Annotated in this window: 27 protein-coding genes, 1 tRNA gene and 4 pseudogenes; 20 read left to right on the top strand and 12 right to left on the bottom strand. The window is 57.3% G+C overall.

What is annotated here, in order from left to right; genetic code table 11:
• Positions 1-10: 10 nt before the first annotated feature.
• The 9 genes from AC07VR_RS14260 to AC07VR_RS14220 all read left to right on the top strand — a co-directional run bounded on the left by AC07VR_RS14260 (position 11) and on the right by AC07VR_RS14220 (position 11,123).
• Positions 11-736 (top strand): urea amidolyase associated protein UAAP1, encoded by a 726-nt coding sequence (locus AC07VR_RS14260; protein WP_495011578.1) that lies wholly within the window; start codon positions 11-13, stop codon positions 734-736.
• 10 nt (positions 737-746) lie between these two features.
• Entirely contained in the window at positions 747-1,388 is a 642-nt protein-coding gene (locus AC07VR_RS14255; protein WP_494994519.1) for an urea amidolyase associated protein UAAP2, read from the top strand.
• Positions 1,389-1,587: 199 nt separating this feature from the next.
• The gene (gene uca, locus AC07VR_RS14250) at positions 1,588-5,220 is read left to right on the top strand and encodes an urea carboxylase (protein WP_495011577.1); all 3,633 of its coding nucleotides are present in this window, start codon (positions 1,588-1,590) and stop codon (positions 5,218-5,220) included.
• A gap of 29 nt (positions 5,221-5,249) precedes the next feature.
• A complete protein-coding gene (atzF, locus tag AC07VR_RS14245; protein WP_494994517.1) occupies positions 5,250-7,028 on the top strand; it encodes an allophanate hydrolase in 1,779 nt (592 codons plus the stop codon).
• Positions 7,029-7,168: 140 nt separating this feature from the next.
• Complete coding sequence (locus tag AC07VR_RS14240) at positions 7,169-8,656, top strand: sensor domain-containing diguanylate cyclase (RefSeq protein ID WP_495011576.1); 1,488 nt, start codon at positions 7,169-7,171, stop codon at positions 8,654-8,656.
• Positions 8,649-8,867 (top strand): cysteine-rich CWC family protein, encoded by a 219-nt coding sequence (locus AC07VR_RS14235; protein ID WP_494994515.1) that lies wholly within the window; start codon positions 8,649-8,651, stop codon positions 8,865-8,867. Before AC07VR_RS14240 ends, AC07VR_RS14235 begins: the two co-directional genes overlap by 8 nt.
• Positions 8,868-8,900: 33 nt before the next feature.
• Complete coding sequence (locus tag AC07VR_RS14230; RefSeq protein WP_494994514.1) at positions 8,901-9,593, top strand: pseudouridine synthase; 693 nt, start codon at positions 8,901-8,903, stop codon at positions 9,591-9,593.
• Positions 9,594-9,916: 323 nt separating this feature from the next.
• A complete protein-coding gene (locus tag AC07VR_RS14225) occupies positions 9,917-10,801 on the top strand; it encodes an alpha/beta fold hydrolase (protein ID WP_495011575.1) in 885 nt (294 codons plus the stop codon).
• A gap of 248 nt (positions 10,802-11,049) precedes the next feature.
• Positions 11,050-11,123: transfer RNA gene (locus AC07VR_RS14220), tRNA-Gly, on the top strand.
• A 164-nt stretch (positions 11,124-11,287) separates the two neighbouring features.
• Here AC07VR_RS14220 and AC07VR_RS14215 read toward each other — a convergent pair.
• Positions 11,288-11,372, bottom strand: a pseudogene (locus AC07VR_RS14215) (trans-aconitate 2-methyltransferase); the annotation flags it as partial.
• A 433-nt stretch (positions 11,373-11,805) separates the two neighbouring features.
• Here AC07VR_RS14215 and AC07VR_RS14210 point away from each other — a divergent pair.
• Positions 11,806-12,360 (top strand): magnesium transporter, encoded by a 555-nt coding sequence (locus AC07VR_RS14210; RefSeq protein WP_494994512.1) that lies wholly within the window; start codon positions 11,806-11,808, stop codon positions 12,358-12,360.
• A gap of 70 nt (positions 12,361-12,430) precedes the next feature.
• Here the strand turns inward: AC07VR_RS14210 and AC07VR_RS14205 are convergent, their stop codons facing one another.
• From AC07VR_RS14205 to AC07VR_RS14185, 5 genes are all read right to left on the bottom strand, one after another.
• On the bottom strand, positions 12,431-12,748 hold the full coding sequence (locus tag AC07VR_RS14205) for a cytochrome C oxidase subunit IV family protein (protein WP_216743721.1): 318 nt from the start codon (positions 12,746-12,748) through the stop codon (positions 12,431-12,433).
• Between the two features lie 61 nt (positions 12,749-12,809).
• Complete coding sequence (locus AC07VR_RS14200; RefSeq protein WP_495011574.1) at positions 12,810-13,523, bottom strand: heme-copper oxidase subunit III family protein; 714 nt, start codon at positions 13,521-13,523, stop codon at positions 12,810-12,812.
• A 6-nt stretch (positions 13,524-13,529) separates the two neighbouring features.
• On the bottom strand, positions 13,530-14,222 hold the full coding sequence (locus AC07VR_RS14195) for a cytochrome c oxidase subunit 3 (protein ID WP_495011573.1): 693 nt from the start codon (positions 14,220-14,222) through the stop codon (positions 13,530-13,532).
• A complete protein-coding gene (gene ctaD, locus AC07VR_RS14190; RefSeq protein ID WP_495011572.1) occupies positions 14,219-15,994 on the bottom strand; it encodes a cytochrome c oxidase subunit I in 1,776 nt (591 codons plus the stop codon). Before ctaD ends, AC07VR_RS14195 begins: the two co-directional genes overlap by 4 nt.
• Positions 15,995-16,036: 42 nt before the next feature.
• On the bottom strand, positions 16,037-17,515 hold the full coding sequence (locus tag AC07VR_RS14185) for a c-type cytochrome (RefSeq protein WP_495011571.1): 1,479 nt from the start codon (positions 17,513-17,515) through the stop codon (positions 16,037-16,039).
• Positions 17,516-17,901: 386 nt separating this feature from the next.
• Here AC07VR_RS14185 and AC07VR_RS14180 point away from each other — a divergent pair.
• Positions 17,902-18,036, top strand: a pseudogene (locus AC07VR_RS14180) (IS5/IS1182 family transposase); the annotation flags it as partial.
• Positions 18,037-18,204: 168 nt separating this feature from the next.
• Positions 18,205-18,540, top strand: a complete 336-nt coding sequence (locus tag AC07VR_RS14175; protein WP_494994507.1) for a hypothetical protein — start codon at positions 18,205-18,207, stop codon at positions 18,538-18,540.
• Positions 18,541-18,588: 48 nt separating this feature from the next.
• Here AC07VR_RS14175 and tam read toward each other — a convergent pair whose 3' ends face one another.
• Positions 18,589-19,359 carry a trans-aconitate 2-methyltransferase gene (tam, locus tag AC07VR_RS14170; protein ID WP_495011570.1) on the bottom strand — a complete coding sequence of 257 codons (771 nt, stop codon included), beginning with the start codon at positions 19,357-19,359 and terminating at the stop codon, positions 18,589-18,591.
• A 318-nt stretch (positions 19,360-19,677) separates the two neighbouring features.
• On the opposite strand from tam, the gene AC07VR_RS14165 reads away from it, so the two are divergent.
• From AC07VR_RS14165 to AC07VR_RS14150, 4 genes are all read left to right on the top strand, one after another.
• Entirely contained in the window at positions 19,678-19,857 is a 180-nt protein-coding gene (locus tag AC07VR_RS14165; RefSeq protein ID WP_494994505.1) for a type II toxin-antitoxin system HicA family toxin, read from the top strand.
• 36 nt (positions 19,858-19,893) lie between these two features.
• Positions 19,894-20,301, top strand: a complete 408-nt coding sequence (locus tag AC07VR_RS14160; protein WP_494994504.1) for a type II toxin-antitoxin system HicB family antitoxin — start codon at positions 19,894-19,896, stop codon at positions 20,299-20,301.
• Between the two features lie 451 nt (positions 20,302-20,752).
• Positions 20,753-21,256, top strand: coding sequence for an inclusion body family protein (locus tag AC07VR_RS14155; protein WP_494994503.1), 504 nt, complete (start codon positions 20,753-20,755; stop codon positions 21,254-21,256).
• A gap of 123 nt (positions 21,257-21,379) precedes the next feature.
• The gene (locus tag AC07VR_RS14150) at positions 21,380-21,919 is read left to right on the top strand and encodes an AidA/PixA family protein (protein ID WP_495011569.1); all 540 of its coding nucleotides are present in this window, start codon (positions 21,380-21,382) and stop codon (positions 21,917-21,919) included.
• A gap of 226 nt (positions 21,920-22,145) precedes the next feature.
• Here the strand turns inward: AC07VR_RS14150 and AC07VR_RS14145 are convergent, their stop codons facing one another.
• Both AC07VR_RS14145 and AC07VR_RS14140 read right to left on the bottom strand, forming a co-directional pair.
• Positions 22,146-22,637: a DUF4142 domain-containing protein gene (locus AC07VR_RS14145; RefSeq protein WP_494994501.1), complete on the bottom strand. Its 492-nt coding sequence runs from the start codon at positions 22,635-22,637 to the stop codon at positions 22,146-22,148.
• Between the two features lie 80 nt (positions 22,638-22,717).
• A complete protein-coding gene (locus AC07VR_RS14140) occupies positions 22,718-22,876 on the bottom strand; it encodes a con-10 family general stress protein (protein ID WP_494994500.1) in 159 nt (52 codons plus the stop codon).
• Positions 22,877-23,112: 236 nt separating this feature from the next.
• Between AC07VR_RS14140 and AC07VR_RS14135 the strand changes: the two genes are divergently transcribed.
• The 4 genes and pseudogenes from AC07VR_RS14135 to AC07VR_RS14120 all read left to right on the top strand — a co-directional run.
• On the top strand, positions 23,113-23,337 hold the full coding sequence (locus tag AC07VR_RS14135) for a hypothetical protein (protein WP_495011568.1): 225 nt from the start codon (positions 23,113-23,115) through the stop codon (positions 23,335-23,337).
• A 380-nt stretch (positions 23,338-23,717) separates the two neighbouring features.
• The gene (locus AC07VR_RS14130) at positions 23,718-24,002 is read left to right on the top strand and encodes a DUF3077 domain-containing protein (protein WP_495011567.1); all 285 of its coding nucleotides are present in this window, start codon (positions 23,718-23,720) and stop codon (positions 24,000-24,002) included.
• A complete protein-coding gene (locus tag AC07VR_RS14125) occupies positions 23,999-24,265 on the top strand; it encodes a short-chain dehydrogenase (protein WP_495011566.1) in 267 nt (88 codons plus the stop codon). Before AC07VR_RS14130 ends, AC07VR_RS14125 begins: the two co-directional genes overlap by 4 nt.
• A 247-nt stretch (positions 24,266-24,512) precedes the next feature.
• Positions 24,513-24,780 (top strand): annotated as a pseudogene (locus AC07VR_RS14120) (IS4 family transposase); the annotation flags it as partial.
• Positions 24,781-24,789: 9 nt separating this feature from the next.
• Here AC07VR_RS14120 and AC07VR_RS14115 read toward each other — a convergent pair.
• The 3 genes and pseudogenes from AC07VR_RS14115 to AC07VR_RS14105 all read right to left on the bottom strand — a co-directional run.
• Complete coding sequence (locus AC07VR_RS14115; RefSeq protein WP_495011565.1) at positions 24,790-25,029, bottom strand: hypothetical protein; 240 nt, start codon at positions 25,027-25,029, stop codon at positions 24,790-24,792.
• 16 nt (positions 25,030-25,045) lie between these two features.
• A complete protein-coding gene (locus AC07VR_RS14110; protein WP_495011675.1) occupies positions 25,046-25,120 on the bottom strand; it encodes a hypothetical protein in 75 nt (24 codons plus the stop codon).
• 134 nt (positions 25,121-25,254) lie between these two features.
• A pseudogene (locus AC07VR_RS14105) lies at positions 25,255-25,467 on the bottom strand (hypothetical protein); the annotation flags it as partial.
• Between the last annotated feature and the right edge of the window lie 137 nt (positions 25,468-25,604).

The following is a 25,604-nucleotide window of genomic DNA, read 5'->3' as shown; positions in this document are numbered from 1 at the left end:
GTTTTTTCACATGACTGATTCGACTCAACTGTTCCCCCCCTTCGCCGAAGAAATGCTCCCCGGTGGCGGTCATCGTTCCTTTGTCCTCAAACGCGGCCAACTGCTGCGCCTGACCGATATTCGCGGTGGCGCCAATGTCAGTCTGACCCTGCTCAACGCCAACGAGAAAACCGAACGGCTGAACCTGCCGGACAGCCTCAAATGCCAACACACCGCCAGGCTCACCGTCGGCCATTGCCTGTACTCGGACATGGGCCGCGTTCTGGCGGCGATCACCGCCGACACCTGCGGCTGGAGCGATAGCATCGGCGGCGTGCTCTGCGCGCACGAGGTGGCGGAAAAGTACGGCCAGGGCCGCTTTCAGGAACTGCGCAACGGTTTCTACCGCAACGGTACCGACAACCTGTTGGTGGAACTGGGCAAATGGGGGCTGGGCCTGTCCGACCTGCTGATGACCCTCAACCTGTTCAGCAAAGTCAGCGTCGATGCCGACGGACGTTTGCACTTCATCGAAGGTAACTCCAAGGCCGGTGACTACATCGAGCTTTACGCGCCGATGGACACCTTGGTGGTGCTCACTGCTCTGCAACACCCCATGGATCCCAACCCGGAATACGCCCCCAAGCCGCTCAAGCTGAGCTGGATGAACGCTGACGCCAGCGTCGCCAAGCATTGCCGCACCTCGCGTCCCGAGAACGAGCGCGGCTTCATCAACACCGACCGTCTGTTCGCCTGAGGATCGCGCCATGTCTTTAGCAATCGCCCCTGCCACCAGGCATCCTGAAACCGCGGTGTACCGTGCCACCATTCCGTCCGGCGAGCCGTGGCTGATGGAGGTCAAGGCCGGACAGACCTTGCGCATCCTCGATCTGGAAGGCAATCAAGCCGTCGACACTTTGTTCTACAGCCTGAAAAACCCCAGGGAACGCTATGACGTGCAGCGCACCTTGCGCCGACAAAACAGCGTCTACCTGAGCACCGGCAGCGTGCTCTTTTCCAACCTGGGCCAGCCGATGCTGACCATCGTCGAAGACACCTGCGGACGCCACGATACCCTTGGCGGCGCCTGCGCCCAAGAGAGCAACAGCGTGCGATACGCGTTGGAGAAACGCTACATGCACAGCTGCCGCGACAACTACCTGCGGGCCTGCGCTCATGACGGGCGCCTGGGCAAAGGCGACATCGGGCCGAACATCAACTTCTTCATGAACGTTCCGGTCACTGCCGACGGTGGCCTGACCTTTGAGGACGGTATTTCCGCCCCCGGAAAATACGTCGACCTGCGGGCCGAAATGGACGTGATCGTGCTGATATCCAACTGCCCGCAACTGAACAACCCGTGCAACGCCTACAACCCCACACCAGCGGAGCTACTGGTATGGAACTGAAATGCGTGCGCCTGCGCCGTTGGTTGTTCGCCCTGTGCCAGAGCCGGTCGGGGCAGTGCATCAAGTAAACACAGGTGATCACCTGGCTAAGCCAAATTGATTCTGCCGCCTGGGACGACCCCGGCGCACATCGAAAACTGCGGGACGGCCCGCATCCCAGGTCGGGGCTGAGCTGCCTTCAGCCTCCAGGGGTTTTGTCATGTTCAAAAAACTGTTGATAGCCAACCGTGGCGCCATTGCCTGTCGCATCTTGCGAACCCTGCGTGAATTGCAGGTCAAGGGCGTCACCGTGTATTCCGAAGCCGACGCCGCCAGCCTGCATGTCCTGCATGCCGACGAAGCTCACAGCCTGGGCGAAGGTGCTGCGTCGGCTACCTATCTGGCGGTGGAAAAAATCCTCGCCATCGCCAAAACCAGCGGCGCCACGGCGATTCATCCCGGCTATGGTTTTCTCTCGGAAAACGCCGCGTTCGCCGAGGCCTGTGAAGCGGCCAATATCGCCTTCGTCGGGCCAACGCCAGAACAACTGCGGGTGTTCGGCCTCAAGCACACCGCCCGTGCCCTGGCCAAACAACACGGCGTGCCGATGCTCGAAGGCACCGGGTTGCTGGACAGCCTCGACGCCGCGCTGATCGCAGGTGAGCAGGTCGGTTACCCGGTGATGCTCAAAAGCACCGCCGGCGGTGGCGGCATTGGAATGCGCGTTTGCCGCAGCGCGGCGCAGCTAAGCGAATCCTTCGATGCAGTGAAGCGCCTGGGACAGAACAATTTCAGCGACGCTGGCGTGTTCATCGAGAAGTACATCCAGCGTGCCCGGCACCTTGAAGTTCAGGTGTTCGGTGACGGCCAGGGCGAAGTCATCGCCCTCGGCGTGCGCGATTGCTCGGTGCAGCGGCGCAACCAGAAAGTCCTTGAAGAAACCCCGGCGCCGAACCTGCCCGACGGCATGGCCGAGGAGCTGTGCCTGGCGGCGATCAAACTCGCAAAAGCGGTGAATTACCGCAGCGCCGGTACCGTGGAATTCGTCTTCGACAGCGACGCCCAGCGCTTCTATTTTCTGGAAGTGAACACCCGTTTGCAGGTCGAGCACGGCGTCACTGAACAAGTGTGGGGCGTGGATCTGGTGCGCTGGATGGTGCAACTGGCAGCCGGTGATCTGCCGCCGTTGAGCGAGCTGAGCCGCACCTTGAAAGCCGAAGGTCATGCGATTCAGGCACGGTTGTATGCCGAAGATCCGGGCCGGGATTTCCAGCCCAGTCCTGGCCTGCTGAGCGCCGTGAATTTCCCGGTGGCCGATGGCAAACAGCTGCGCATCGACACCTGGGTCGAGGCCGGTTGCGAGATCCCGCCCTACTTCGATCCGATGATCGCCAAACTCATCAGCTGGGCGCCCAGCCGCGAAGAGGCGCGCGCCGATCTGCATCAAGCCTTGGGCGACAGCCTGCTGTACGGCGTGGAAACCAACCGCGATTACCTGCGGCAGATATTGCTCGATGTACCGTTCGCCAGCGGCCAGCCCTGGACCCGTTGCCTCGAAGGTCTTCTCTACCAGGCCAATACCTTCGAAGTGCTCAGCGCCGGCACCCAGACCAGCGTGCAGGACTACCCCGGTCGCCTCGGTTACTGGGCGGTTGGCGTGCCGCCGTCGGGTCCGATGGACAGCCGCGCTCTGCGCCTGGGCAATCGCTTGCTGGGTAACGAAGAAGGTGTCGCCGCGCTGGAAATCACCATGAGCGGACCGTTGCTGCGCTTCAACTGCGACGCCGTAGTAGCGGTCACTGGCGCTGTCATTGCGCTGACGCTGAACGGCCAACCGGCACCGATGAACACCACCCTTCTGATCCCGGCCGGTGCGACCCTGGGTCTGGGTAGCATCACCGGAGTCGGTGCTCGCAGCTACCTGTGCCTGCGCGGTGGCCTGCAAGTGCCGGACTATCTGGGCAGCAAAAGCACATTCACACTCGGCCAGTTCGGCGGCCACGGCGGTCGTGCCTTGCGGGCCGGGGATGTGCTGCATCTTTGCCCGTTAAGTGACCATGGCGCGGGGGAAAGCCTTGCGGTTGAACAGGTGCTCGAGTTGCCGCCAGTGCGACAAATCCGGGTGATCTACGGCCCCCATGGCGCGCCGGAATATTTCACTGAAGGCTATATCGAGACCTTCTTTGCCACCCAATGGGAGGTCCACTTCAACTCCAGCCGCACCGGCGTACGGCTGATCGGACCCAAGCCCGAATGGGTTCGCGCCGATGGCGGCGAAGCCGGGCTGCACCCCTCGAATATCCATGACAACCCGTACGCGATCGGCGCGGTGGATTTCACCGGTGACATGCCGGTGATCCTCGGTCCCGACGGCCCAAGCCTGGGTGGGTTCGTTTGCCCGGTGACGGTGATCGAGGCGGATCTGTGGCAGTTGGGGCAGTTGAAGGCCGGGGACAAGGTGCAGTTCTTTCCCGTCGGTATCGACACAGCACGAGCCTTGGCTTGTAAACCCTATCTATATGGGAGCGAGCTTGCTCGCGATGAAGTTGACGCGGTGTCTGGTCTGGCCCCATCGCGAGCAAGCCCGCGCCCAGAGGAATTGGTTTCGCCCATCGTTCTGGACCTCGGTCAGGACGACACTCGCTTGATCGCACGGCTGTCCGGCGACACCCATCTGCTATTGGAAATCGGCGCCCCCGAGCTGGATCTGGTGCTGCGCTTCCGTGGTCATGCGCTGATGCAAGCGCTGCAAAGCAAAGCACTGCACGGGGTGATCGACCTGACCCCGGGCATCCGCTCGCTGCAAGTGCATTACCAACCCGAGCAACTGCCGCTGGCCGATCTGCTCGGCATCGTTGCCGGCGAATGGGATGCGGTGTGCGCCGCCGAAGACCTGCAAGTACCGTCGCGCATCGTCCACCTGCCGTTGTCCTGGAATGACCCGGCCTGCCAGCTGGCCATCGAGAAATACCTGACCACCGTGCGCAAGGATGCGCCCTGGTGCCCAAGCAACCTGGAGTTCATCCGCCGCATCAACGACCTGCCCAATCTCGACGAAGTCCAGCGCACGGTGTTCGATGCCAGCTATCTGGTGATGGGTCTGGGCGACGTCTACCTCGGTGCGCCGGTCGCCACCCCGCTCGATCCACGGCACCGGCTGGTCACCACCAAGTACAACCCGGCACGGACCTGGACCGCCGAAAACTCGGTGGGCATCGGTGGCGCCTACCTGTGCGTGTACGGCATGGAAGGCCCAGGTGGTTATCAGTTCGTCGGTCGCACGTTACAAATGTGGAACCGCTACCGCGAGGTCGCGGCATTCGACGGTAAACCGTGGCTGTTGCGCTTCTTCGACCAGATCCGGTTTTACCCGGTGAGCGCCGATGAGCTGCTGCAGATTCGTCGTGATTTCCCGCTGGGGCGCTTTGAGCTGAGCATTGAACATAGCCAGCTCAGGCTTGCCGACTACCAAGCCTTTCTGGCCAAAGAAGCCGAGAGCATCGCTGCGTTCCGCCAACAGCAACAGAGCGCCTTCAACGCCGAGCGCGAACGCTGGATCGCCAGCGGCCAGGCGCATTTCGACAGCGAGGAGCGGGTACCCGAACAGGCCGAAGCTGCGCCACTGGAAACAGGCCAGCAGAGCGTCGACAGCCACATTGCCGGCAACCTCTGGCAGGTTCAGGTAGCAACCGGCAGCCGGGTCGCCGCCGGTGATGTGCTGGTGATTCTGGAGTCGATGAAGATGGAAATCCCGGTGCTCGCGCCCATGGCCGGTGTGGTCCGGGAAATTCGCGTGCAACCCGGTTGCGCGGTGCGCGCCGGGCAGCGGGTCGTGGTGCTGGAACTCGACTGATCTCATTTAAAGAAGGAAGGACTCAAGCCATGACCATCAATCTGCAACTCGATGCTCTGCGTGCGGCCTATCGCGCCGGTAGCACCACGCCTCGGCAGCTGCTGCTGAGCCTGCGGGAAAAAGCCGCGGCGCTGAACCCGGACTATCACCTGTTTATCCACCTGCTCAGCGTCGCTGAACTGGAACCGTACCTCGCCATGCTGGACGGCCGCGACATCGACAGTTTGCCGCTGTACGGCGTGCCGTTCGCGATCAAGGACAACATCGACCTGGCGGGCATTCCCACCACCGCCGCCTGCCCGGCGTTCGCCTATGTTGCGCAGCGCTCGGCAACCATCGTCGAGCAGTTGCTGGCGCTCGGCGCGATCCCGTTGGGCAAGACCAACCTCGACCAATTCGCCACAGGCCTCAACGGCAGCCGCTCGCCCTACGGCGCTTGCCCCAACAGCGTGTTGCCGGAATACCCGTCGGGAGGTTCCAGCGCCGGTTCTTCATTGGCGGTGGCGCTGGGTGTGGCGAGTTTTGCATTGGGTACCGACACGGCGGGTTCCGGTCGAGTACCCGCTGCTTTGAACAACCTGCTTGGGTTGAAAGCCACCAAAGGCTTGATCTCCACTGCAGGTGTAGTCCCGGCCTGCCGCACTCTGGACTGCGTGACGACCTTTACCGCGACGGCTCGTGAAGCCAGCCGGTTGCTGGCCCTGACCGCGCGGCTCGATCCGCGTGACGAGTACAGCCGCTGCAACCCACTGTGGAACGATGGCTCAGCCTTTGGCACTCCGCGACCGTTGCGCTTCGGCGTGCCGCGAGTTGAAGATTTGCAATTCTTCGGCTGCGAGGAAGGTCCCGTACTGTTCGATAACGCCATTGATCGACTCAAACAACTTGGCGGTGAAGCGGTGCAGCTCGACTTGTCACCGTTCCTGGAGGCCGCCCGTTTGCTTTATGAAGGGCCCTGGGTGGCCGAGCGTTACAGCGTGGCCGGCGAGTTGCTGGAACAAAATCCGGAAGCCGTACTGCCGGTGATTCGCGCCGTGCTGGCCAAGGCACCGGCAGTCGACGGCGTGCAAACCTTCCGCGCCCAGTATCGCCTGCAGGCCTTGAAAACCCTGTGCGACAAGGCACTGGAAGACCTCGACTGCGTGCTCACGCCAACCATCGGCCGCCCGGTGACCCTGGCGCAGCTTGCAGCAGAACCGGTACTGCGCAACTCAGAACTCGGTTACTACACCAACTTCATGAACCTGCTGGACTACGCCGCCGTCGCCGTGCCCAGCGGTTTCATGAACAACGGCCTGCCGTGGGGCGTGACGCTGTTCGGTCGGGCATTTACCGACCAGTACTTGCTGAGCGTGGCTGATGCGCTGCAACGTCAGCAAGGCTCGACATCCCCGGCCCCTCCCCATCCTGCCCGTAATGACCGCGCCCGGCTGGTGGTTTGCGGCGCACATCTGGATGGGCTGGCGCTGAACTGGCAACTCAAGCAACGGGGTGGCCGTCTGGTTGAAACCACTCAAAGCGCGCCGCATTACCAACTCCACGCACTGGCCGGCGGCCCACCGTTTCGCCCCGCAATGGTCCGCGTTGCGGAAGGCGGCGTGGCGATTGCGGTAGAAGTCTGGGAATTGCCGAGCAGTGAACTGGGTTCGTTTCTGACCGGGATTCCCGCGCCGCTCGGGTTGGGCAAAGTACAGCTTGCGGATGGACGTTGGGAGAGCGGGTTTATTTGTGAACCGTACGGGTTGGAAGGTGCTACGGATATTAGCCACTCAGGGGGTTGGCGGGCGTACCTGCAAAGCCGCAATTGACCCGATCATGAGCCCCCCCACCCTGTAGCAGCTGGCGCAGCCTGCTGCTACAGGGGTTTCAAAAAACCCTACATATTAAGCAGTTATTTCCGCACAGCGCCATTAGAATGCCCCACCCGGTCTCTGCCAACGGAACTGCCATGCCGCTTCGCTCTGCGCTGTTTTCGCAACGCTCGTTGGTACTCACACTCATCGCGCTACTGGGCTGTGGTTTCCTCGCCACCTCATTGCTCAGCTACTACGCCTCACGGGCGTCGATTCGCGACAATATCGTCAATACCGAGCTACCGCTGACATCCGATACGGTCTACTCGGAAATCCAGAAAGACCTGGTCCGGCCGATCCTGATTTCCTCGATGATGGCCCGCGACACCTTCATGCGTGACTGGGTAGTGGCTGGCGAACGCGAGCCTGCGCAAATGACCCGCTACCTCAACGAAGTCATGACTCACTACAATGCCTACACCGCGTTCTTCGTCTCCGACAGCAGCCTGACCTACTACCACGCCAAAGGTGTGCTGAAAAAAATCAGCACCCAAGAGCCCCGTGATGCCTGGTACTTCCGCGTGCACGACATGGCCAAGCCGTATGAGATCAACGTCGATCCTGACTTGGCCAACCACGACAGCCTGACCTTCTTCATCAACTACAAAGTCTACGATTACAAAGACCAGTTCATCGGCGCTGCCGGCGTTGGTCTGACCGTCGACGCGGTGGTCAAGCTGATCGACAAATACCAGCAGCGTTACCAGCGCAGCGTGTACTTCGTCGACACCTATGGCCGTCTGGTGCTCACCGGTGCCGAGGGTGGGCCCCAAGGTGCGCGGGTCGGGCAGACCCTCAGCGAACTCGATAGCATGAAAGACCTGCTGACCAAACTGCCCAAACCCCACAGCGGCAGTTATGAGTATTCGGCCCAGGGCCAGGGACATTTCCTCAACGTGCGCTTCATCCCGGAGCTGAACTGGTACCTGTTCGTCGATAAACGCGAAGACAGTGCCCTCGGTGAAATCCGCCAGTCGCTGTACCTCAACCTGCTGATCTGCCTGATCATCACGCTGATTATCCTGGCCTTGCTCAACCGCCTGCTGAACCGTTACCAGAGCAAGATCCAAGCCCAGGCTACCCTCGACAGCCTCACCAGCCTGCCGAACCGTCGCGGCTTCGATCTGCTGGCTGTCCAGGCCATGCATGAAGCCCAGCGTGAACCGAAACCGCTGACAGCCTTGCTGCTGGACCTGGACCACTTCAAGCGTTTGAACGACACTTACGGCCACCTCGCCGGTGACCAGGTGCTGAGCGGTTTCGCCCGCGATCTGCAAAGCTGCCTGCGCCAGTCAGACATCGTCTGCCGTTGGGGCGGTGAAGAATTCATCGTGCTGCTCAAAGATACCGACAGCTGCAACGGTCAGATGATCGCCGAGAAAATCCGTCAACAGATCAAGCAACAACGCTATGCCTATGAAGGCCAAGCGCTGCAGATCACCGTCAGCATCGGTCTCACCACCCTCCAACCCGACGACACGCTGCACAACCTGTTGTCGCGTGCCGACCATGCGATGTACCGTGCGAAACAGACTGGCCGTAATCGAACCTGTGTGGAAAAACCTCTCCCAAGCTATGAATAAACCCAATCTCTGCCCGGCCTGCGGTGCTGGCAACGACTGCACCCTGGCCGATCCGCGCACCGCCGCCCAAGCGTGCTGGTGCTATGGCGTCAGCATCGATCCGGCAGTGCTCCGGGCCCTGCCCGTCGAACTGCGCGACCTATCCTGCCTGTGCCCGCGCTGCGCGCAGGTCGAGGCGCAGCTGCAGGCGGCCACCGGGAAGATCACGTAAGATGCGCGGCCCTTTTCTGATCAGCCGATAGCCATGCGCGTTGACCGTTTCCTCAGCAACCTGCCCCGTTTCAACCGCAAACAAGTGCGCTTGCTACTGGTCGGGCGCAGGATCAAGGTCGACGGGCAAATAATCAGCGACCCTCACTTTGATGTGCGCGAGTTCAGCCGCGTGGAGTGCGACGACGAAGTACTGCAAGCCGGTAAACCGCCGCGCTACTTCATGCTGCACAAACCGCCGGGCTGCGTCAGCGCCACCAGCGACCCTGAGCACCCGACCGTGCTCGACCTCATCGATGAGCCGGACAAACACGAGCTGCACATCGCCGGGCGACTGGACTTCAACACCACCGGCCTGATGCTGATCACCAACGACGGCAGCTGGTCGCGACGCCTGACCCAGCCGCAGACCAAACTGGGGAAGATCTATTACGTCGAGACCGAACAAGACATCGGCCCCGAGTATGCGCAGACCTTCGCCCGGGGCCTGTACTTCGCCTTCGAAGATCTCACCACCCAACCGGCCGAACTGGTCGTGCTCGGGCCAAAGAGCGCGCGGCTGAGCATCGTCGAAGGCCGTTACCACCAGGTGAAACGGATGTTCGGCCACTTCAACAATAAAGTCCTGCGCCTGCATCGCGAATGCATGGGGCCACTGGTACTCGACGACGCTCTCGCACCCGGCGAGTATCGCCCGCTGACCGCTGAAGAAATCCAACAAATCTAAAACCCGCCGCCAAGTCACGACCATTCAGCAGAAAGTTGTCGATCAATTTACAAACGGCACTTGCGGGATGGGGATCTCCCTGCTTGAATCAAACCGTCGGCCGAAATGTGACCGATGAGTCACCAACGCATTCTAAGAAACCTTTTGCCGGCAGTGAGCCTTCAGGCTCCGCATTCCCCCGGCAGATTGCCCGCCTATAACAATACCCGTCGACCAGATTTCACCGGATCGACATGGGCAAAAAATTCCAGGCGTATGCCTACCTGTCACAAAGCTCGTGCAATCTCATTGCGCGCATACCCGCTTGCCAGGAGTCTTATGACATGAGGCCAGAAATCGCTGTGCTGGATATACAGGGTCAGTTTCGGGTCTACACGGAGTTCTATCGCGCAGATGCCGCAGAAAAGACCATCATTCTGGTCAACGGCTCAATGGCCACCACTGCGTCCTTTGCCCAGACCGTGAAGAACCTACATCCGCAATTCAACGTCGTGCTTTACGACCAGCCCTACGCGGGCAAGTCCAAAGCCCACAACCTGCACGAGAAAATGCTCACCAAGGAAGTCGAAGGGCTGATCCTCCTGGAGCTGATCGACCACTTCGCCGCCGAACACGTGTTGTCGTTTTCCTGGGGCGGCGCCGCGGCGTTGGTCGCCTTGGCCCATCGTCCACGGCGCATTGAAAGGGCCGTGATCAGTTCGTTCTCCCCAGTGGTCAACGAACCGATGCTTGACTACCTCGAACGTGGTGTCGACTACCTCGGCAGCCTGGACCGCGACCGTGTCGGCAACCTGGTGAACAGCACCATCGGCAAACACCTGCCGTCGTTGTTCAAGCGTTTCAACTACCGGCACGTCAGCAGCCTCGCCGAACACGAATACGGGCAGATGCACTTCCACATCAGTGAAGTGCTCAACAGCGATCGCCTGTGCTATCTCAACGCGGCCAAAAAAATCAACGTACCGATGCTGTTCATGAACGGCGAATGGGACGAATACACCTCCCCCGACGACGCCAAACTGTTCGCCAACCATGTGCAACACAGCACCTTCAGCACCATCCAGGCCGCCGGACATTTTCTCGACATAGAGCATAAAGCCGCCTGCCGAGACAGTCGCCAAGCCCTGATCGACTTTTTGAAACCGGCCCGACACGAAAGCCGACCGCGTTACCACTACGTTCGGGACCACCATGCATTGGCAATGTGAAACTGCGTCAACGCAGGCAACCTCGCTCCCCTAAGAACTCCACATTCTTGTAGGAGCGAGGCCTGCCCGCGAAAGACCGCAAAACGGTCTCTCACTTCATCTGTGCCCCGATCGTCAGCGCTGCCTCCGCCGCCGTCGACGATTGAATGTTGCCCACTGCGTCCCGAAAAAAAACACATAAACGCAGATCCCCCCAAAGAAAAACTTCAAATCCCCGCCCACATCTGGTACAAAGTCAGCCGCTCTGAGCGGGTGTCGTATAATGGCATTACTCCAGCTTCCCAAGCTGATAACGAGGGTTCGATTCCCTTCACCCGCTCCACTTGATTGAATCCAGCGTCAGGCAGCTTTGACGAGGGATGTAGAGACAACAAAAAACCGGCTCAGTTAGCCGGTTTTTTTGTGGGTGCGGTTTAAGTGCTGCTTTCAAGACCCACGTACAGCCCGTGTCGAAAGCGTCTGGAAGGACGAGCGCTTCCTCCGTTTTTACCGCGTCGCCACAATAAACAACCGTGGAAATGGCAACTGCACCCCGCCATCAGCCAACACGGGGGTACGCCTGCTCGATCGCCCCGCCAACGAACGTCGACGCTCCGAAAATACGAGCCCCATGAGCGCCAGCTTGAAGCGCTGCGCCAGCAGCTCGGCAAACAGCCCTTGGGCGCGCATCCACGCGCCTGAAGGCTGTCATACAGCTCGCTGAGGTCACCCCGGTCTTCCAACAGTTCTAAACCTGCGTCTGGCCGATTTCAGGACCTGTTTCCGGCCTTGTTGGGCGAACTTTCTGGTGGCGCTGCGAGGCAGAATTCGTCGGGGTGCGCCAGGCCCTAATGCTGTTTTTAGATTTTGACACTTACCAGCATGTATGCCATGGAATGCTATACTTCGTTCGAATTGCATGAAGTGTGCAACGTTCCCCACGGGTACAGATACCGACTGCAAATTTCAGTTAACGGCTGCAGGACAGAGGAGGTCTACGGCAAAAGCGAGATGGGAGGTGTGGAGTGAATCGATACTATTATATCAGTGACAATTTCGACGATCTAGAAACCGTTGAAAATGAATTGGAAGCCAACGGCATCAATACCGAACAAATTCATGTGCTCAGTGAAAAAGCTTCTGATGTTGAACAACATCACCTCCACGAGGTTAACTCGTTAATGAAACAAGATGCTGTTCACTCTGGCGAGATTGGTGCGGTGGTCGGTGTGCCACTCGCGGCGCTGGTCCTTGGCGGTGCCTATTGGCTGGGTTGGACCAAATCCCCCGCAGGCTGGGTGCCTTTTATCTTCCTTGCCATTGTTGTATTGGGCTTCTGTATCTGGGAAGGTGGTTTTTTTGGTATCCAGGTGCCAAATACTCACTTCCGCAGTTTTAAACAGGTGGTAGAAGAGGGCAAACATATCTTCTTCGTGGATGTTGAGCCGGATCAGGAATCGGTATTGAACCGGGTAATCGAACATTATCCAAGGCTGAAGATCGCCGGCACGGGAGCGGCAGCCCCCCACTGGACAGTAGCCTGGCTGCACAGATGGCATCAGTTCAAGCGAACGATATAACGATATAACGCATAAAGCCATTTATTGCGGATTAGCCCCAGGAGGCTTCTTAAGGCCATCCGGAAGTTACTTATTGGCCGAAGAAAATTACCCGACTGAGGAAAACATAGTCCGCCTCGGTGGCCATCAGTCCGACGAGCACCAGTAAACATAAAGGTGGCACCAATATGGCGTAGACCATGGCCAACCGTTCCCAGGCCATATGCATGAAGACGGAGACAATTAAACCTGCCTTCAACAACATGAGAGTGATAATCAGGGACCACCTAAGGTAGCCCTGGAAGTGAAAATAGTCGACAAGGTACGACAGCGTGCTGAGGACGAATAACAGCCCCCAGATTTTAAGGTACAAACTAATTGGATGTTGCTGACCCTGAGCATGCGCCATCATCAGTGCTCCTCTTCAGAACCTGTTCATGATTGTCACGATCATGAACAGTCTCTTAGACCTACCATAAATAGAAGAAAGCAAAAATAAACACCCACACCAAGTCCACGAAGTGCCAGTAAAGCCCGGCTATCTCGACGATCTGATAGTTTCCGGAGCGCTCATAATCTCCCCGCAATACTTTCAGCGCCACAATGCTGAGGTAGATGACGCCGACTGACACATGCAGTCCGTGGAAACCGGTAATCATGAAAAAGCTGGCACCAAATTGCGCCGCCCCCATGGGGTTCCCCCAGGGACGAACCCCTTCTGCGATGAGCTTGCTCCATTCAAATGCCTGCATGCTGACGAAGGTCGCACCCAAGGCTGCGGTCGCCAGCATCAGGGCAGTGGTTTTCGCGCGATCACGGCGATAGGCGAAATTAACTGCCATGGCCATGGTGCCGCTGCTACTGATCAGCACAAAGGTCATGATGGCGATCAGAATAAGCGGGATTTCTCTACCGCCGATCGTCAATGCGAACACTTCACTAGGGTTCGGCCAGGCGCTGGTGATGGTCATGCGTACCGACATGTAGCCGGTTAAAAAACAGGTGAATACAAAAGTATCGCTGAGCAGGAATATCCACATCATCGCCTTGCCCCAGGGGACCTGCTTGAAAGCCTCTCTATCCGAGGACCAGTCGCTGGCGATGCCCTGCCATCCCGGTGCAGGCGGCGAGCCTGGTGGATTGGATGAACTGGACTCGACTGGGGCTGGTGGGTGCGATGCCATGGCTTTTCACCTCAGGCCGCAGAATCTGGCGATGGCTTCATAGGTTGCCGGCGTGCTGGTCAGCAGAGCGAATAGCACGAACCAAAGACCCAGTAAGTAATGCCAATAGATGGCACAGAGCTCTACGCTGGCGCTGAGTTGCGACAACGGTACGTGATGCAGGAATTTAGCGACGGTTCTACTCCAGGCTATCAGCCCGCCCAGCAGGTGGAACCCATGCAGGCCGGTCAACAGGTAGAAGAAACTGTTGGCCGGATTGCTGGCGACAAAATAGCCCCAGGCGACAAACTGCTGCCAGACCCAGAGTTGTCCCGTCAGAAAGGCAACTGCAAATACGCCCCCCAATGCAAAGCCAATGACCGTTGCGTCCAGTCGAGCCTGTCGGGCGGCCATACGCGACCACTGCAGCGCGATGCAACTGAATACCAGAAAAGCCGAATTCAGCCATAGCTGCCATAGATTGGCTAACGGCGCCAAGGGCTCCGTCAAGGGTTGCCAGTCGGCCACCTGTGAGCGCTCGATAAAGGCGACCAGGAAGAGAAAGAATAACGAGCTCACCACGGCCAGAAACAAGCGCAGGCCTATTCTTGCGTTTTGGATTCTATCGGCACCCTCGACGGCCTGAATATCCTCAGGATCGCGACTCCAACTGCCGCCGGGATCAGCGCTGTCGGCGTTTTTCAATAGCAGTCTGTTCATGTTTTAACGTCCGCTATCCTGGTTCCGGCACTGAGTTGCCGCATCTGCTCCAGCTCCTCGGCGGAGACCGTTTGCGGAACGAAATCCTGTTCTATCCCCGGCACACTGTAGTCATAGGCCCAGCGATGCACGACCGGCAGCTTCGCTCCCCAGTTACCGTGTATCGGCGGGGTGTTCGGCGTTTGCCATTCCAGACTGGCCGCGCCCCAGGGATTACTGCCTGCAGGCTTGCCTTTAAATACACTCCAGGCCAGGTTGAACAGGAACAGCAGTTGGGAAACGCCGACGGTCAATGCGACCACCGTAATGAAGGCATTCAAATCTTGCGCAGACTGCGGGATGAACGCGTAGTTGTCATAGGCATAGTAGCGGCGTGGCATGCCCTGGAAACCCAGGTAGTGCATGGGGAAGAAGATGGCGTAGGTGCCCAGAAAGGTAATCCAGAAATGCAGCTTGCCCAGGGTGTCGTTGGTCATGCGCCCGGTTACTTTCGGGAACCAATGATAAATGCCGCCGAACACCACCAGTACCGGTGCGACACCCATGACCATATGAAAGTGGGCTACGACGAAATAGGTGTCCGAAAGCGGAATGTCCACGATCACATTGCCGAGAAACAACCCGGTCAGACCGCCGACCAGGAAGGTGACGATAAAGGCCAGGGCAAACAGCATCGGCACGGTCAGATGGATGTCGCCCCGCCACAGGGTCAGAATCCAATTGTAGACTTTCAGTGCGGTCGGCACCGCGATGATCAAGGTGGTGGTGGCAAAGAAAAAGCCAAAGTAGGGGTTCATTCCACTGACATACATATGGTGCGCCCAGACCACAAAGCTGAGCACGCCAATCGCGATAATGGCCCACACCATCATTCGGTAGCCGAAGATACTCTTACGCGCATGCGTGCTGATCAAGTCAGAGACCAGACCAAACGCGGGGAGAGCAACGATGTAGACTTCCGGGTGGCCGAAGAACCAGAATAGATGCTGGAATAATATTGGGCTGCCACCTTGGTGATTGAGCTGCTGCCCCAGCGAGATGATCGCCGGTATAAAGAAGCTGGTGCCCAACAGTTTGTCAAACAGCGTCATGACCGCACTCACAAACAACGCCGGGAAGGCTAGCAAGGCCATAATCGAGGCCATGAAGATTCCCCATACGGAGAGCGGCATGCGAAACAATGTCATGCCGTGCGTGCGCGCCTGCAACACCGTGGTTACGTAGTTCAACCCGCCCATGGTGGTTGCGACAATAAAAATCGCCAGTGAGACGAGCATCAGTACGATGCCCCACTCGGTCCCCGGTGTCCCCTTGGTAATGGACTGTGGCGGATAGAGCGTCCAGCCCGCACCAGTGGGCCCGCCAGGGACAAAAAAACTGGCGAGCAACACCAGTACCGCCAGCAGGTAGGTCCAGTAACTCAGCATGTTGACATAGGGGAATACCATGTCGCGGGCCCCCACCATCAGCGGGATCAGATAGTTGCCGAAGCCACCCAGAAACAAGGCCGTCAGCAAGTAAATGACCATGATCATGCCGTGCATGGTCATCGCCTGATAGTAAGTACTGGCGTCCATGAACCCCAAACTACCGGGGAAGCCTATCTGCAAGCGCATCAAATCGGACAACACCACGGCGATGAGACCCACGAATATAGCCGTCAAGGAATACTGAATGGCGATGACCTTGTGGTCCTGACTCCAGATATATTTGGTCAGGAAACTTTTGGGTTCGTGCAGTGCTTCTGTTTCGGCTTGCTCCGCATAGGCCATCACGTCATCCTCCTGCTGAAGTTTCGGTGTATTGCTGGCTGCTTACGGCGACTTTCCTGGCTGCGCCTTGCTCGCATCAGCGTCGGCATTCGCTTTGGATTTGATAAAAGCGATCAGTGCGCTCAACTCCTTATCACTCGGCGTAAAGGTAGGCATGATGGGTGCGTAGCCCTTGACGATTTTGGCGTTAGGCTTAAGAACCGATTCTTTTATATAGTCCTCATCGACCTTTATCCTCGTATCGTCGTCAAGGGTTTCTGTCTTGCCATACAGGCCCCGCCAGCTGGGGCCGACGCCCTTACTGCCATCGACGCTGTGGCAGGCCAGACAGCCGAGCGACTCCGCCAGCCGCTGTCCCTGCGCCGCCAGGTCGTCACCTGGGCCCGACGCTTCGCTGGCAGAAAGTTCATCGCCTTGGCGCGCAGTACCCAGTGATTTGATCAGGGCGACGAGAGCACCCAGTTCATCGTCACTGAGAGTATAGGCCACCATGACTGGCGGGTAGCCCTGTACCCGTCGGGCCTTCGGATCGAGGATCGCCGCTTTCAGGTAGGCCTCATCGACCAGCACACTGGTGCCATCGGCAAGCTGCTCAGTGCGGCCGTACAGCCCCTTCCATCCCGGGCCGAGACTGGCACTGCCATCCTGGCTATGGCAGGCACTGCAGCCGTGCTTTTCGACCAACAGGCGGCCTTTTTCCAGCACGCTGTCCCGACTGGGCTTGGCAGCTGTCGCTAATGTCTGCGCAAAAGTCGGTTGGCTGCTCAGCCATTGATCGAAGGCGTCCTGTTCATCGACGATCATATGGCCGCGCATGTTGTAGTGCCCTACGCCACAATATTCAGCGCAAAGGATTTCAAATTTCCCGGTTTTAGTCGGCGTAAACCAAAAGTACGACACCATCCCTGGCACCATATCCATCTTGCTGCGCATTTGCGGTACATCGAAATCGTGCAGCACATCTTTAGAACGCAGTAAAACTTTTACCGGCTTATTGAGCGGAAGGTGAACTTCATTGCTTCTTATAAGCACATCGTCCTGCCCGGCAGGATCCATGGGATCAAGGCCGAAGGGGTTGGTGGAATCAACAAACTTGATATCCGATCTGCCCAGCTTCCCGTCCTGGCCGGGAAAACGAAAGGCCCACTGCCACTGCTGGGCGACCACTTCAAGTTCATAAGCTTTTTTCGGCACCCGGACGAAATCACTGTAAACAACCAGCCCTGGCGCCAACATCACGGCAATACCTACCGAGGTAACGATAATTAACCATAACTCCACCTTTTTATTTCCTGGCTGGTAGGCCGCCTTGGCACCCTCCTTGTGACGATAACGCATCAAGGCTACCGCCATAAATACCGTGATGGCGATGAAAAATATTCCGCTCATGACCAGGGTGATGAACTGGGTGGTGTCTATTGACCCCCAGTTGGAAGCTGCTGGTGTCGCCTGCCAAGGCGCTAGTATGTTGAACAGCACTGATGCAACAACGATTAGAATCAAGATAATTGCTATTGCCATTTTCTCTTCATCCTATTCCTGTTACTCGCTGGTTATGCAAAAGCATCGCCACTCAACAGCATCGTCAAATTAATATCAATCTGACGCCCAAGCAGGATAGACAAGCACCACCCATCCTGGCGGCAAAGTCAGCAAGAAGTATAGTGCATGAACGGAACAAGCGCTTTTTCTGAAAAACACGACGCCCAGATATTCCAGTTCCAACATTAAGTTAATCGTTTAAAACCTATTCGCTACCTATAACTGCAGATACTCGGCATCACGTCTCCCGAGACTAATTTTGGCGTAGCGACTTGTTTCCGATCAGTCAAAATGATTAGGGAAACACTGAAAAAGACTTTCCAAACTTGATGAAATACGCCTATCCCGTCACACGAGCTTTTCCGATGAAGCAAATAACCTTCGCCGACGCCGAGTATGCCGGTAAGCATAAGCAGACCCGCAGAGAACGGTTCCTGATCGAGATGGATCGGGTAGTGCCGTGCAAAGGCTTGATCGCCCTGATCGAGCCTCACTACCCAAGCGAGACCCGGTTGCCAGCTATACTCAATTTCTGATTACGGACGGCAGAGATCGGCCAGAAGCGGCCCAAAAGACGAACCCTGCCCATGCGTAGTGATCGGCTAAGTGATGGCATTGAGAAGAGGCAAGAGCTACAGAGTCCAGCAGTCCACAACGGAGGTTTCGTCATGAGTACCTTGACGATCGAAGGCTGGTGCAAAATCAGCGGCGACCAAAAGTCCACCCCGGTGGGGGACATCCATTTTTACGTCGATGGCCCTCTCCACGTGCGTCTGGAGCAGGCCGAAGAACACCTGCAGAAGACCCATGAGCCTGAAGCCATGGTCGATGTCGATATGAACTCGCTGGACTTGATCATGCCGGAGGGATACGGCCCCTTGTCCGATTGCCAAATGCGTGTCTATTTGCACCACGAACGCGGTCAGTTCCATTTGGTCGGGCATCGAGCGAGCGATGGCAGCTTGATCTATTCCAACGCGGTTTTGGTTGATCAGCTGCTTTAGAAGCTACTACGTGCTTCTCGGCATCGGTTTTTCTCTGTGGGGGTGTTTTTACCGCGTTGCCACAATAAACAATCGTGGAAATGGCAACAGCACCCCGCCATCGGCCAACACTGGGTATGCCTGTTCGATCGCCGCGGTATAGCGCCGCAGGTACTCCTCCCGCTCCGCCTCGTCGAGCGGATCAAGAAAGGGTCGCAAGCCACTGCCCTTGAACCACTCCACCACCGCAGCGGCGCCGCCTGCAAGGGGGTGATGGTAGGTGGTGCGCCACACATCCACCCGGGCACAGCTTGAACTCAACAAATCGTAGTAGCCGTTTGCATCAGCCATCGCCGTTCGTTGGCCAGCCGCCCCGGCGAGTTTGTCGGCCCACGGGCCTTGGGCAGCCGTTTTGCGCATCAGCCGGTGGGCGGGTTCATTGAGATTATCTGGCATCTGAATGGCCAGACTGCCGCCCGGAGCGAGCCGCGCTACAAGAGACGGCAGCAGGGTCGTATGGTCAGGCACCCATTGAAGGACAGCGTTGGCCAGAATCACATCAAATGGGCCGGGCTCATCCCACCCTTCGATGGCCACCGTGTCGAACTGAACATCCGGTAAACGCTTGCGGGCGGCTTCGATCATGTCGAGCGAACTGTCCAGCCCTCGGGCCGCAGCGTCCGGAAAGCGCGCCGCCAGCAGTTCTGTCGAATTACCGGGGCCGCACCCGATATCGATGACGGAACGGGCTTGCGTCGTGGGTACGGCGGCCAGCAGATCACGTACCGGACGCGTGCGTTCATCTTCAAAGACAACATATTGCCTGGCAGACCAGCTCATTGCGCGCTCCTGTCGGTTCGGTTCTTTGTCTTGATGGGTAGACCACTCTTCAGGTTAAAGCACGATACATCGACAAGCGTGCTTTGCTCCTGTGCTCGCCAAGGTATGCCGTGGCTGACATTCGGGCAATCACTGCCAAGCCCCCGAAAAGATTCAGAAACACATCAAGCTCAGGCAATCCGCACTCTCGCGCCTCACCTTTCTACACTTCAGCCCTTAACGCTTATCGGCACCCATCAGTTTTTTCGGTGGTTATAGTGTTGATAAGAAAATTTCAGTAGGTATAGTAACCACCTACACACACCACAGGGAGGTGTTGTGAATAGCCTGTTTTCGATAAGCCAAATCGTCGCTGACGGTTGGTATCTGGTAAGGGTCAGAGGTAGTCATCACCACTTCAAGCATCCGACGAAGCCCGGCCTGGTAACGATCCCTCATCCAGAAAAAGATTTACTGAAAAAGACGGCCACCAGCATTTTGAAGCAGGCTCTGCTCTGATGAACCGGTACACACCGTCCGTGGAGAACAACGAACATGCTTTACCCAATTGCGATTTCAATGGGCGATGAAGAACACGCCTGGGGTGTAGAAGTGCCGGATATTCCTGGCTGCTTTTCGGCCGGTGATGATCTGGACGATGCCATGGCCATGGCTCGGGAAGCCATCGAAGGCCACTTCGAAATTCTGGCAGAGGACGGCGCCCCGATCCCTCCCGCCAACAAAGTCACCGTTCATGCCGCCAATCCGCAATACGCGGGTTGCACTTGGGCTGTGGTTGATATCGATGTGACCAAGTACCTTGGCAAAGCCCAAAAACTCAACATCACCCTGCCCGGCTATCTGCTGACCCGTATCGACGAATACGTGCTCCATCACCCGGAAGAGAAAAGCCGCTCGGGGTTTCTGGCCTCGGCAGCGCTGAAGGTGTTGCAGCAGGGTTGAACGTCTCGGAAAGAAGGTGCGGCCCGAACTTTTGCAAGAGCGGTAGCGGCCGATGATGTTGGCGCGGGTGCAGCGGTAAGTATTGCTCAATCGCCCGCGTCACCAGTTCCTGTGTTGATCGTGGGTGGACGCGAGGTTGAGGCGCTCGTGCATATTTCAACAAAACAAAACCGGCCTGGATCGCCGGTTTTTTATCGCCAATCGTTCACAACAACTACCGTTCGTCGACCTTATAGCCGGCTGTTTTGACAGCTCGACTTTCGGATCTATCATCCAATCGCGGCCTGCTGGAAGGAACCCGGACCGTTACGTTCAAGGCAAGGAGCCAGGCCAGCTCGTACCCTGTGACAGGTGGGTTCCGCTAGTAGTGTGAAGTTACAACAGCCGTAGGAGAGTCACTGTTGTCGTGTCTGGCAGATGCCAGGCAACCACTATGAAAAGGAGCTTTACGATGTCTAGAGTCACGGATGTGTTGGTCTCCATCGATACTGAAACCATTCTGAAAAACTACCCGAACATCAGTAAAAACCCCGACGCCCCTACAATGATCGACGTCAACCATGTGTACATGGTGACCAACCAGAACAATGTGGTCAGTGGTCAGGCTGGCGGCGAGCTCAATTTGAAAGCCCAGGTCGGTGACCTGATTCGCTGGCGCGAAACCAGCCTGTCGCAGAGCTTTGAAACCGCGGTGATTTTCTACAAGTTCATCGGCAACGTGGGCAATGAGCTGATCTCGACGCCCACGCCGCGCAAGGCTACCGCCTGTGTTGCAGTTCCCAATACCAGCAATCCATCCGTGCCCAGCTGCCAGAAAGTCGATAACCATTACTGGTCTTCGGAAACCCTGTCCACCGGCAGCGTGACGTACCACTTCAATTTCCTGATCGTGGATCGCGACTGCAGGATCGTTGGCTGCTGCTCATGGGATCCGTTCATTACCATCCGTAACTGACGTGGCCGGCCCCTTGGCGACAAGGGGCTTTCCGATTTCGTTACCGCCCCCACTGGAACTGGATGTCGTGCTTGAGCCGGGGGCGGCTGTCACAACCCGTCTACATCATGAAAGGAATCCGTGATGTCCACAGACAACCTCGTCTCTACTTCAGAAAAAACCGAACTCGCCAACAATGTGTTGCTCATCGTCGACACTGAAACCTTGCTGTCACGTTATCCGCAACCCAGCCTTGAGCCGGATACTCCAACGCTGATTGACGACGGATTCATCTTTTTCGCGGGTAGCACTCAAGTAGAAAAAATCGTCAAAAATGACAGCCTTATTACTCTGACTGCGACCAACGGCAACACCTTCCGCATTCGCGGCCGCACCGTAAGTCTGCGGGCTGAACACAGCGTGGTGTTTTACGACATAGCGGTGGGCGACGCAGGCGTCCTTTCGCCCCCGCAGCTAATCGTCCACAGTGGCCTGACCTTGCCCGCGCCCAACCCTGCAGACCCGATTCAGCCGGTCAGCCAAGAGGCTGATGACCATTACTGGCAATGCAAACAACTGGCCTGCGGTGTGGAGAAGTGCGAGTTGAGTTTTATGGTGGTGAACCCGAGTTGCGAAGCGGTGGGTTATTTCAGCTGGATGGTTGAGGTGAAGGTGATCAGTTGAAAGCTCTCAAATAAAAAAACGGCTCAGAGGCCAATGCCGGTCATTTAAGCACTTGATGCTCAAAACGATCGTCCGAACGCGGCCCGAACCTGAGGCAACTCCTAGACCGCCCAGGTATACGCAAAACCTGTAGGAGCAACTGTCTCGATTGGCTCGCTTGGCATCGACAACAGAACGCACAACGGCGCTTCAATCAGCCGTCCGTTCGGGCGGGCTGAAGGCTGGATTACAGCGCCTTGGCCATTTTCAGGTGATTTTCCAGTTTGGGCAGGGTTTCTTCGGCGAAGGCTTTTAGCTCTGGCACCTCAGAAGTCTGAGCTACCAGTTGAAGCTGCTCGATGGCCGCTTCAGTGGTTTTCACCTGGCTGGCGGCATAGGCCGCGTCGAAGGTGGCGCCGTCCTGTATGTCGGGCATCAGAGTCTTGGCCTTGCTCGCTACCTCTTCTCTGTCTGCGACGGGCAACTCGAGCTTCCTGGCGATTTTGGCCAGATGCTGGTTGGCGGTGGTGCGGTCGTCGATGACCTGAATCGTGTAGTCCTTGATCACTTGGGAGGTGGTTTTCTGGTGGGCCAAGCGGCTGACTTCAATGTCGGCGATGCCTTTGACCGAGACGTCGTTGACAAACTCGACAGGCGATTGTGCAAAGACACTACTGGCGCCAAGCCCCAGCAGCACGGCGAAACTGGCGGTGCGTAATCGGGTAGTCATCCGGCTCATGTGCCGCTCCCTCGTTAAAATGAAAACTCAAGCGGGAGCTTGCGCCCCCGCCTCTCAATCGTTGACTGGATGCGGCCGCTTCAATGGCTTTGCTGCCCGCCTCTACGACCGGCTTTGGCTTTTCCAGGGTCTTTATCGACGCTCATGGTGGTGGTTTTCCCACCTTTACGGCCGGCTTCGGAGGCCTTGGTGCGATCGTTGGCGGTGGTCCCCGAGTTCGGGTTTCTTGAGGTAGGCATGATTCTCTTCCTCTTGGTGAATGATTGCGGCGAGCGATGCCCGCATAGGATCTGAATTTTTATGGCCACAAAGGTTTAGAAAAGTTGTGTCTTTACCGACGAACGGTGCCGGGGAAAAATGCGAAAGCCCGATCAGTGATCGCAATGATTAGCCCTCAAAGTATCGTGGTCTGCCCCTGATTTCCCTGGTCGGCATCAAGGCAAGCTGGGAACAACTCAATTACTGGATGTGTGGTTTGAGTCAGGCCGACACTGATTACGTCGACTGGTTGGCTGAAATCAATCGATGGTGTGAGACACGCCACAAGACGTCGGACTACACGACACCCAAAGCCCTGCGCCTGCAATTGACGGCGCTGGCGTTAACGCCGATGCTCACGATCAAACAGGACGAATTTATCTTCGACAACCTTGCTCAGGCGCCGGTAAATAAATCAGCCCACTTTTCCTCAGACCGTTAATCCCGCCCCAGTTGCGTTCATCGCAACCGGCGATCGGTATCTGCTCACACGGCAACTGTCAGTCCCGGAACAAACCTACAAACAAACCACCTGCATCAGACCTTGGGCCGATTGACTGCCACAGCCTCACTCCCTATCCTCGCGCCTGTCACGACTCATTCGTGATCGGGTTTGACGGCTCGGTGGTTTTAAGGCGCGCACTGTCCTTCAACTTTGCCCGTGCACTTCTGTGCTCGACGCAAAACTTAATGGTGACTGTGCGCGGGGCACTTTCGAGTGCGCCGGGTGCCTTAGACCGGTCCGTCAACCTGCGCACAGTTGCCACCCTATCGTTTGACGGCGACCACGTGGCAGCTCTTGATCACTAAGGAGCTACACCCATGACCGATCCAACCACAAAATCCACCCCTTTCGCCCGCTGCGACCACGTCGACCATTACCTGTTCGCCGTCCAACCCGACATCCCGTTACTCGACGCACTCGAACACGCCTCGGTCTACCTGAGCTGCCCCGAAGCCCTCGCCCATCAAGCCCCCACCGCCACCCGCCCGGAACATATCGTCTCGTTGCGCTGGGCCAGCCAGCAGATGCTCGGCACCGCCCGCTCATTGGTCCAGGCTTCGATCGACGGACTGCACACCGCCCAACCGGGAGTTGACGCATGAACCCGCACATGCCGATGACCAACAACGATTGCGATATCCCGGTGCTGCTGATCGCCACCCAAGCGCCGCTGGATGTGCTGCACCGCAACGCCGCTGCACGGTTTCTGGCGGTCACGCAGATGATGGAAAGCCTGGCCAGCCTCGACATTGCCCATGCCAAAGGCGCCGACGTGCAGCAGATCGCCCACGCAGCGGCCATGCTGCTGCGTGATGGCTGCGATGTGATGGATGTGTTGGGGCGCCAGATTCGGGCGCAGCACTGAAGTAACGCATGCGCAGTTCCCGCACCTTGCGGGGAAGGAGCAACTGAGCCTCAGGCCGTGCGTGCAAAATCTTGCAAAACGATGGTGCTCAACGCCGTACCCCGCGATAACTATGTACCTCATCGCGGGGTATGACTTATTTGAGAGTCAGGCTCATTTTCAGAGTGAGCCCAATGCTGGAGCCTTCCAAGCCGCAATCAATCTGCACCAAAAAGGGGACACCTATTAGCCGGTCTCAAGTCAAGGTGAGGTGCTGTTGCTGATCTCGGCATTGGCCAACTACATCATTTGCTTAATGGGTTTGCAGACCCGCAAAACGCGGTCATGACCATCGTTTTCAAAGCAACAGCCTTGAACGTCGAAGGGTGTTGTCGCAGTGGCGACTGGGCTTGGAATACTGGCGCAGCGGAAGCGGCTCAAGCTCTCAAAAAGCCTTGGAGATACTTGAACACGCGTTGCGAGACGAGGTGCGTCAACAGGCCCTTCTACTTGCCCAAAACCTGTTGCACCTTTAAGTCACTTTATTATTCCTTATTGAAAATCTCATACACCCATTTGGCCAACACTTCCGGCGACGTCGTTTCTTTCCTTAGACATTCTTCACCGCGATCTTTCGCAACAATAGCCAGCTTCCCAGCATCAGAAATCTCAATATAGGGAGCACCAAACTCATCCACTTCAGTTCCTAAAGGAAATTTCTTATATGGATTTCCCTGCTCACGCGCATATTTGAAAAAACAATCGGCTAACTGCTCAAGATCCATTGTTGCTACCCTCAGGTTATTTTATCGGTCTGATGAAACCTTCCTTCACCAACTCATCAATACTCATAGGTAATTGATACTGAGTCCCCATGCCAGGCTTTCCAAACCAAGGAGCTGCGCTTCCAGAGTTTACCTCTGACCAAAAAGGGGACCGACCAAAAAGGGGACGGATTTATTTACGACGACAAAACTCACCCATAAATAAATCTGTCCCCTTTTCCCCTTTAGGTTGAGTTGCTGTTTGCTGGCGATGGCGTTGTCCATCAGGTACTTGTAGAGCTTCTCGTCCGAGGTCTGGCCGTCGATGAAGCGCTGGCCGGTGCGGGCGACCACCGCTTGTTGAATCAGTTTCTGCTCGTAGAAGCCATCGACCAGACGCTTGGCACTTTTGTCCGGGTCGTAGCCGAGGTTCGCCAACAGGTAGTCCGAGCTCATGAATCAAAAAGGGGACGCCCATTAGCCGGTCTCCAGTCAAGGCTCAAAGCCAACTCTCCCTGCAGTTGTTAACTGCAGGGTTGTCCCTCTCTCGCAACCAGCCCGGTTGAACCCGTCGTACCCGTTTTCTCGTCATTGGC

The organism is Pseudomonas sp. GW821-FHT02H09, assembly GCF_059421425.1.
Note: the sequence above shows the minus strand (reverse complement) of the source record. Positions and strands in the feature narration are given on the sequence as shown.

Excerpts from the sequence above, each read along its gene's own strand:
- AC07VR_RS14225 (WP_495011575.1), top strand. The coding sequence starts at position 9,917 with ATGAGGCCAGAAATCGCTGTGCTGGATATACAGGGTCAGTTTCGGGTC.
- AC07VR_RS14140 (WP_494994500.1), bottom strand. The coding sequence starts at position 22,876 with ATGCCTACCTCAAGAAACCCGAACTCGGGGACCACCGCCAACGATCGC.
- AC07VR_RS14125 (WP_495011566.1), top strand. The coding sequence starts at position 23,999 with ATGAACCCGCACATGCCGATGACCAACAACGATTGCGATATCCCGGTG.
- AC07VR_RS14255 (WP_494994519.1), top strand. The coding sequence starts at position 747 with ATGTCTTTAGCAATCGCCCCTGCCACCAGGCATCCTGAAACCGCGGTG.
- AC07VR_RS14185 (WP_495011571.1), bottom strand. The coding sequence starts at position 17,515 with ATGGCAATAGCAATTATCTTGATTCTAATCGTTGTTGCATCAGTGCTG.
- AC07VR_RS14260 (WP_495011578.1), top strand. The coding sequence starts at position 11 with ATGACTGATTCGACTCAACTGTTCCCCCCCTTCGCCGAAGAAATGCTC.
- ctaD (WP_495011572.1), bottom strand. The coding sequence starts at position 15,994 with ATGGCCTATGCGGAGCAAGCCGAAACAGAAGCACTGCACGAACCCAAA.
- AC07VR_RS14115 (WP_495011565.1), bottom strand. The coding sequence starts at position 25,029 with ATGGATCTTGAGCAGTTAGCCGATTGTTTTTTCAAATATGCGCGTGAG.
- AC07VR_RS14230 (WP_494994514.1), top strand. The coding sequence starts at position 8,901 with ATGCGCGTTGACCGTTTCCTCAGCAACCTGCCCCGTTTCAACCGCAAA.
- AC07VR_RS14235 (WP_494994515.1), top strand. The coding sequence starts at position 8,649 with ATGAATAAACCCAATCTCTGCCCGGCCTGCGGTGCTGGCAACGACTGC.
- AC07VR_RS14145 (WP_494994501.1), bottom strand. The coding sequence starts at position 22,637 with ATGAGCCGGATGACTACCCGATTACGCACCGCCAGTTTCGCCGTGCTG.
- AC07VR_RS14240 (WP_495011576.1), top strand. The coding sequence starts at position 7,169 with ATGCCGCTTCGCTCTGCGCTGTTTTCGCAACGCTCGTTGGTACTCACA.
- AC07VR_RS14175 (WP_494994507.1), top strand. The coding sequence starts at position 18,205 with ATGAGTACCTTGACGATCGAAGGCTGGTGCAAAATCAGCGGCGACCAA.
- atzF (WP_494994517.1), top strand. The coding sequence starts at position 5,250 with ATGACCATCAATCTGCAACTCGATGCTCTGCGTGCGGCCTATCGCGCC.
- tam (WP_495011570.1), bottom strand. The coding sequence starts at position 19,359 with ATGAGCTGGTCTGCCAGGCAATATGTTGTCTTTGAAGATGAACGCACG.
- uca (WP_495011577.1), top strand. The coding sequence starts at position 1,588 with ATGTTCAAAAAACTGTTGATAGCCAACCGTGGCGCCATTGCCTGTCGC.
- AC07VR_RS14195 (WP_495011573.1), bottom strand. The coding sequence starts at position 14,222 with ATGAACAGACTGCTATTGAAAAACGCCGACAGCGCTGATCCCGGCGGC.
- AC07VR_RS14155 (WP_494994503.1), top strand. The coding sequence starts at position 20,753 with ATGTCTAGAGTCACGGATGTGTTGGTCTCCATCGATACTGAAACCATT.
- AC07VR_RS14205 (WP_216743721.1), bottom strand. The coding sequence starts at position 12,748 with ATGGCGCATGCTCAGGGTCAGCAACATCCAATTAGTTTGTACCTTAAA.
- AC07VR_RS14150 (WP_495011569.1), top strand. The coding sequence starts at position 21,380 with ATGTCCACAGACAACCTCGTCTCTACTTCAGAAAAAACCGAACTCGCC.
- AC07VR_RS14200 (WP_495011574.1), bottom strand. The coding sequence starts at position 13,523 with ATGGCATCGCACCCACCAGCCCCAGTCGAGTCCAGTTCATCCAATCCA.
- AC07VR_RS14130 (WP_495011567.1), top strand. The coding sequence starts at position 23,718 with ATGACCGATCCAACCACAAAATCCACCCCTTTCGCCCGCTGCGACCAC.
- AC07VR_RS14160 (WP_494994504.1), top strand. The coding sequence starts at position 19,894 with ATGCTTTACCCAATTGCGATTTCAATGGGCGATGAAGAACACGCCTGG.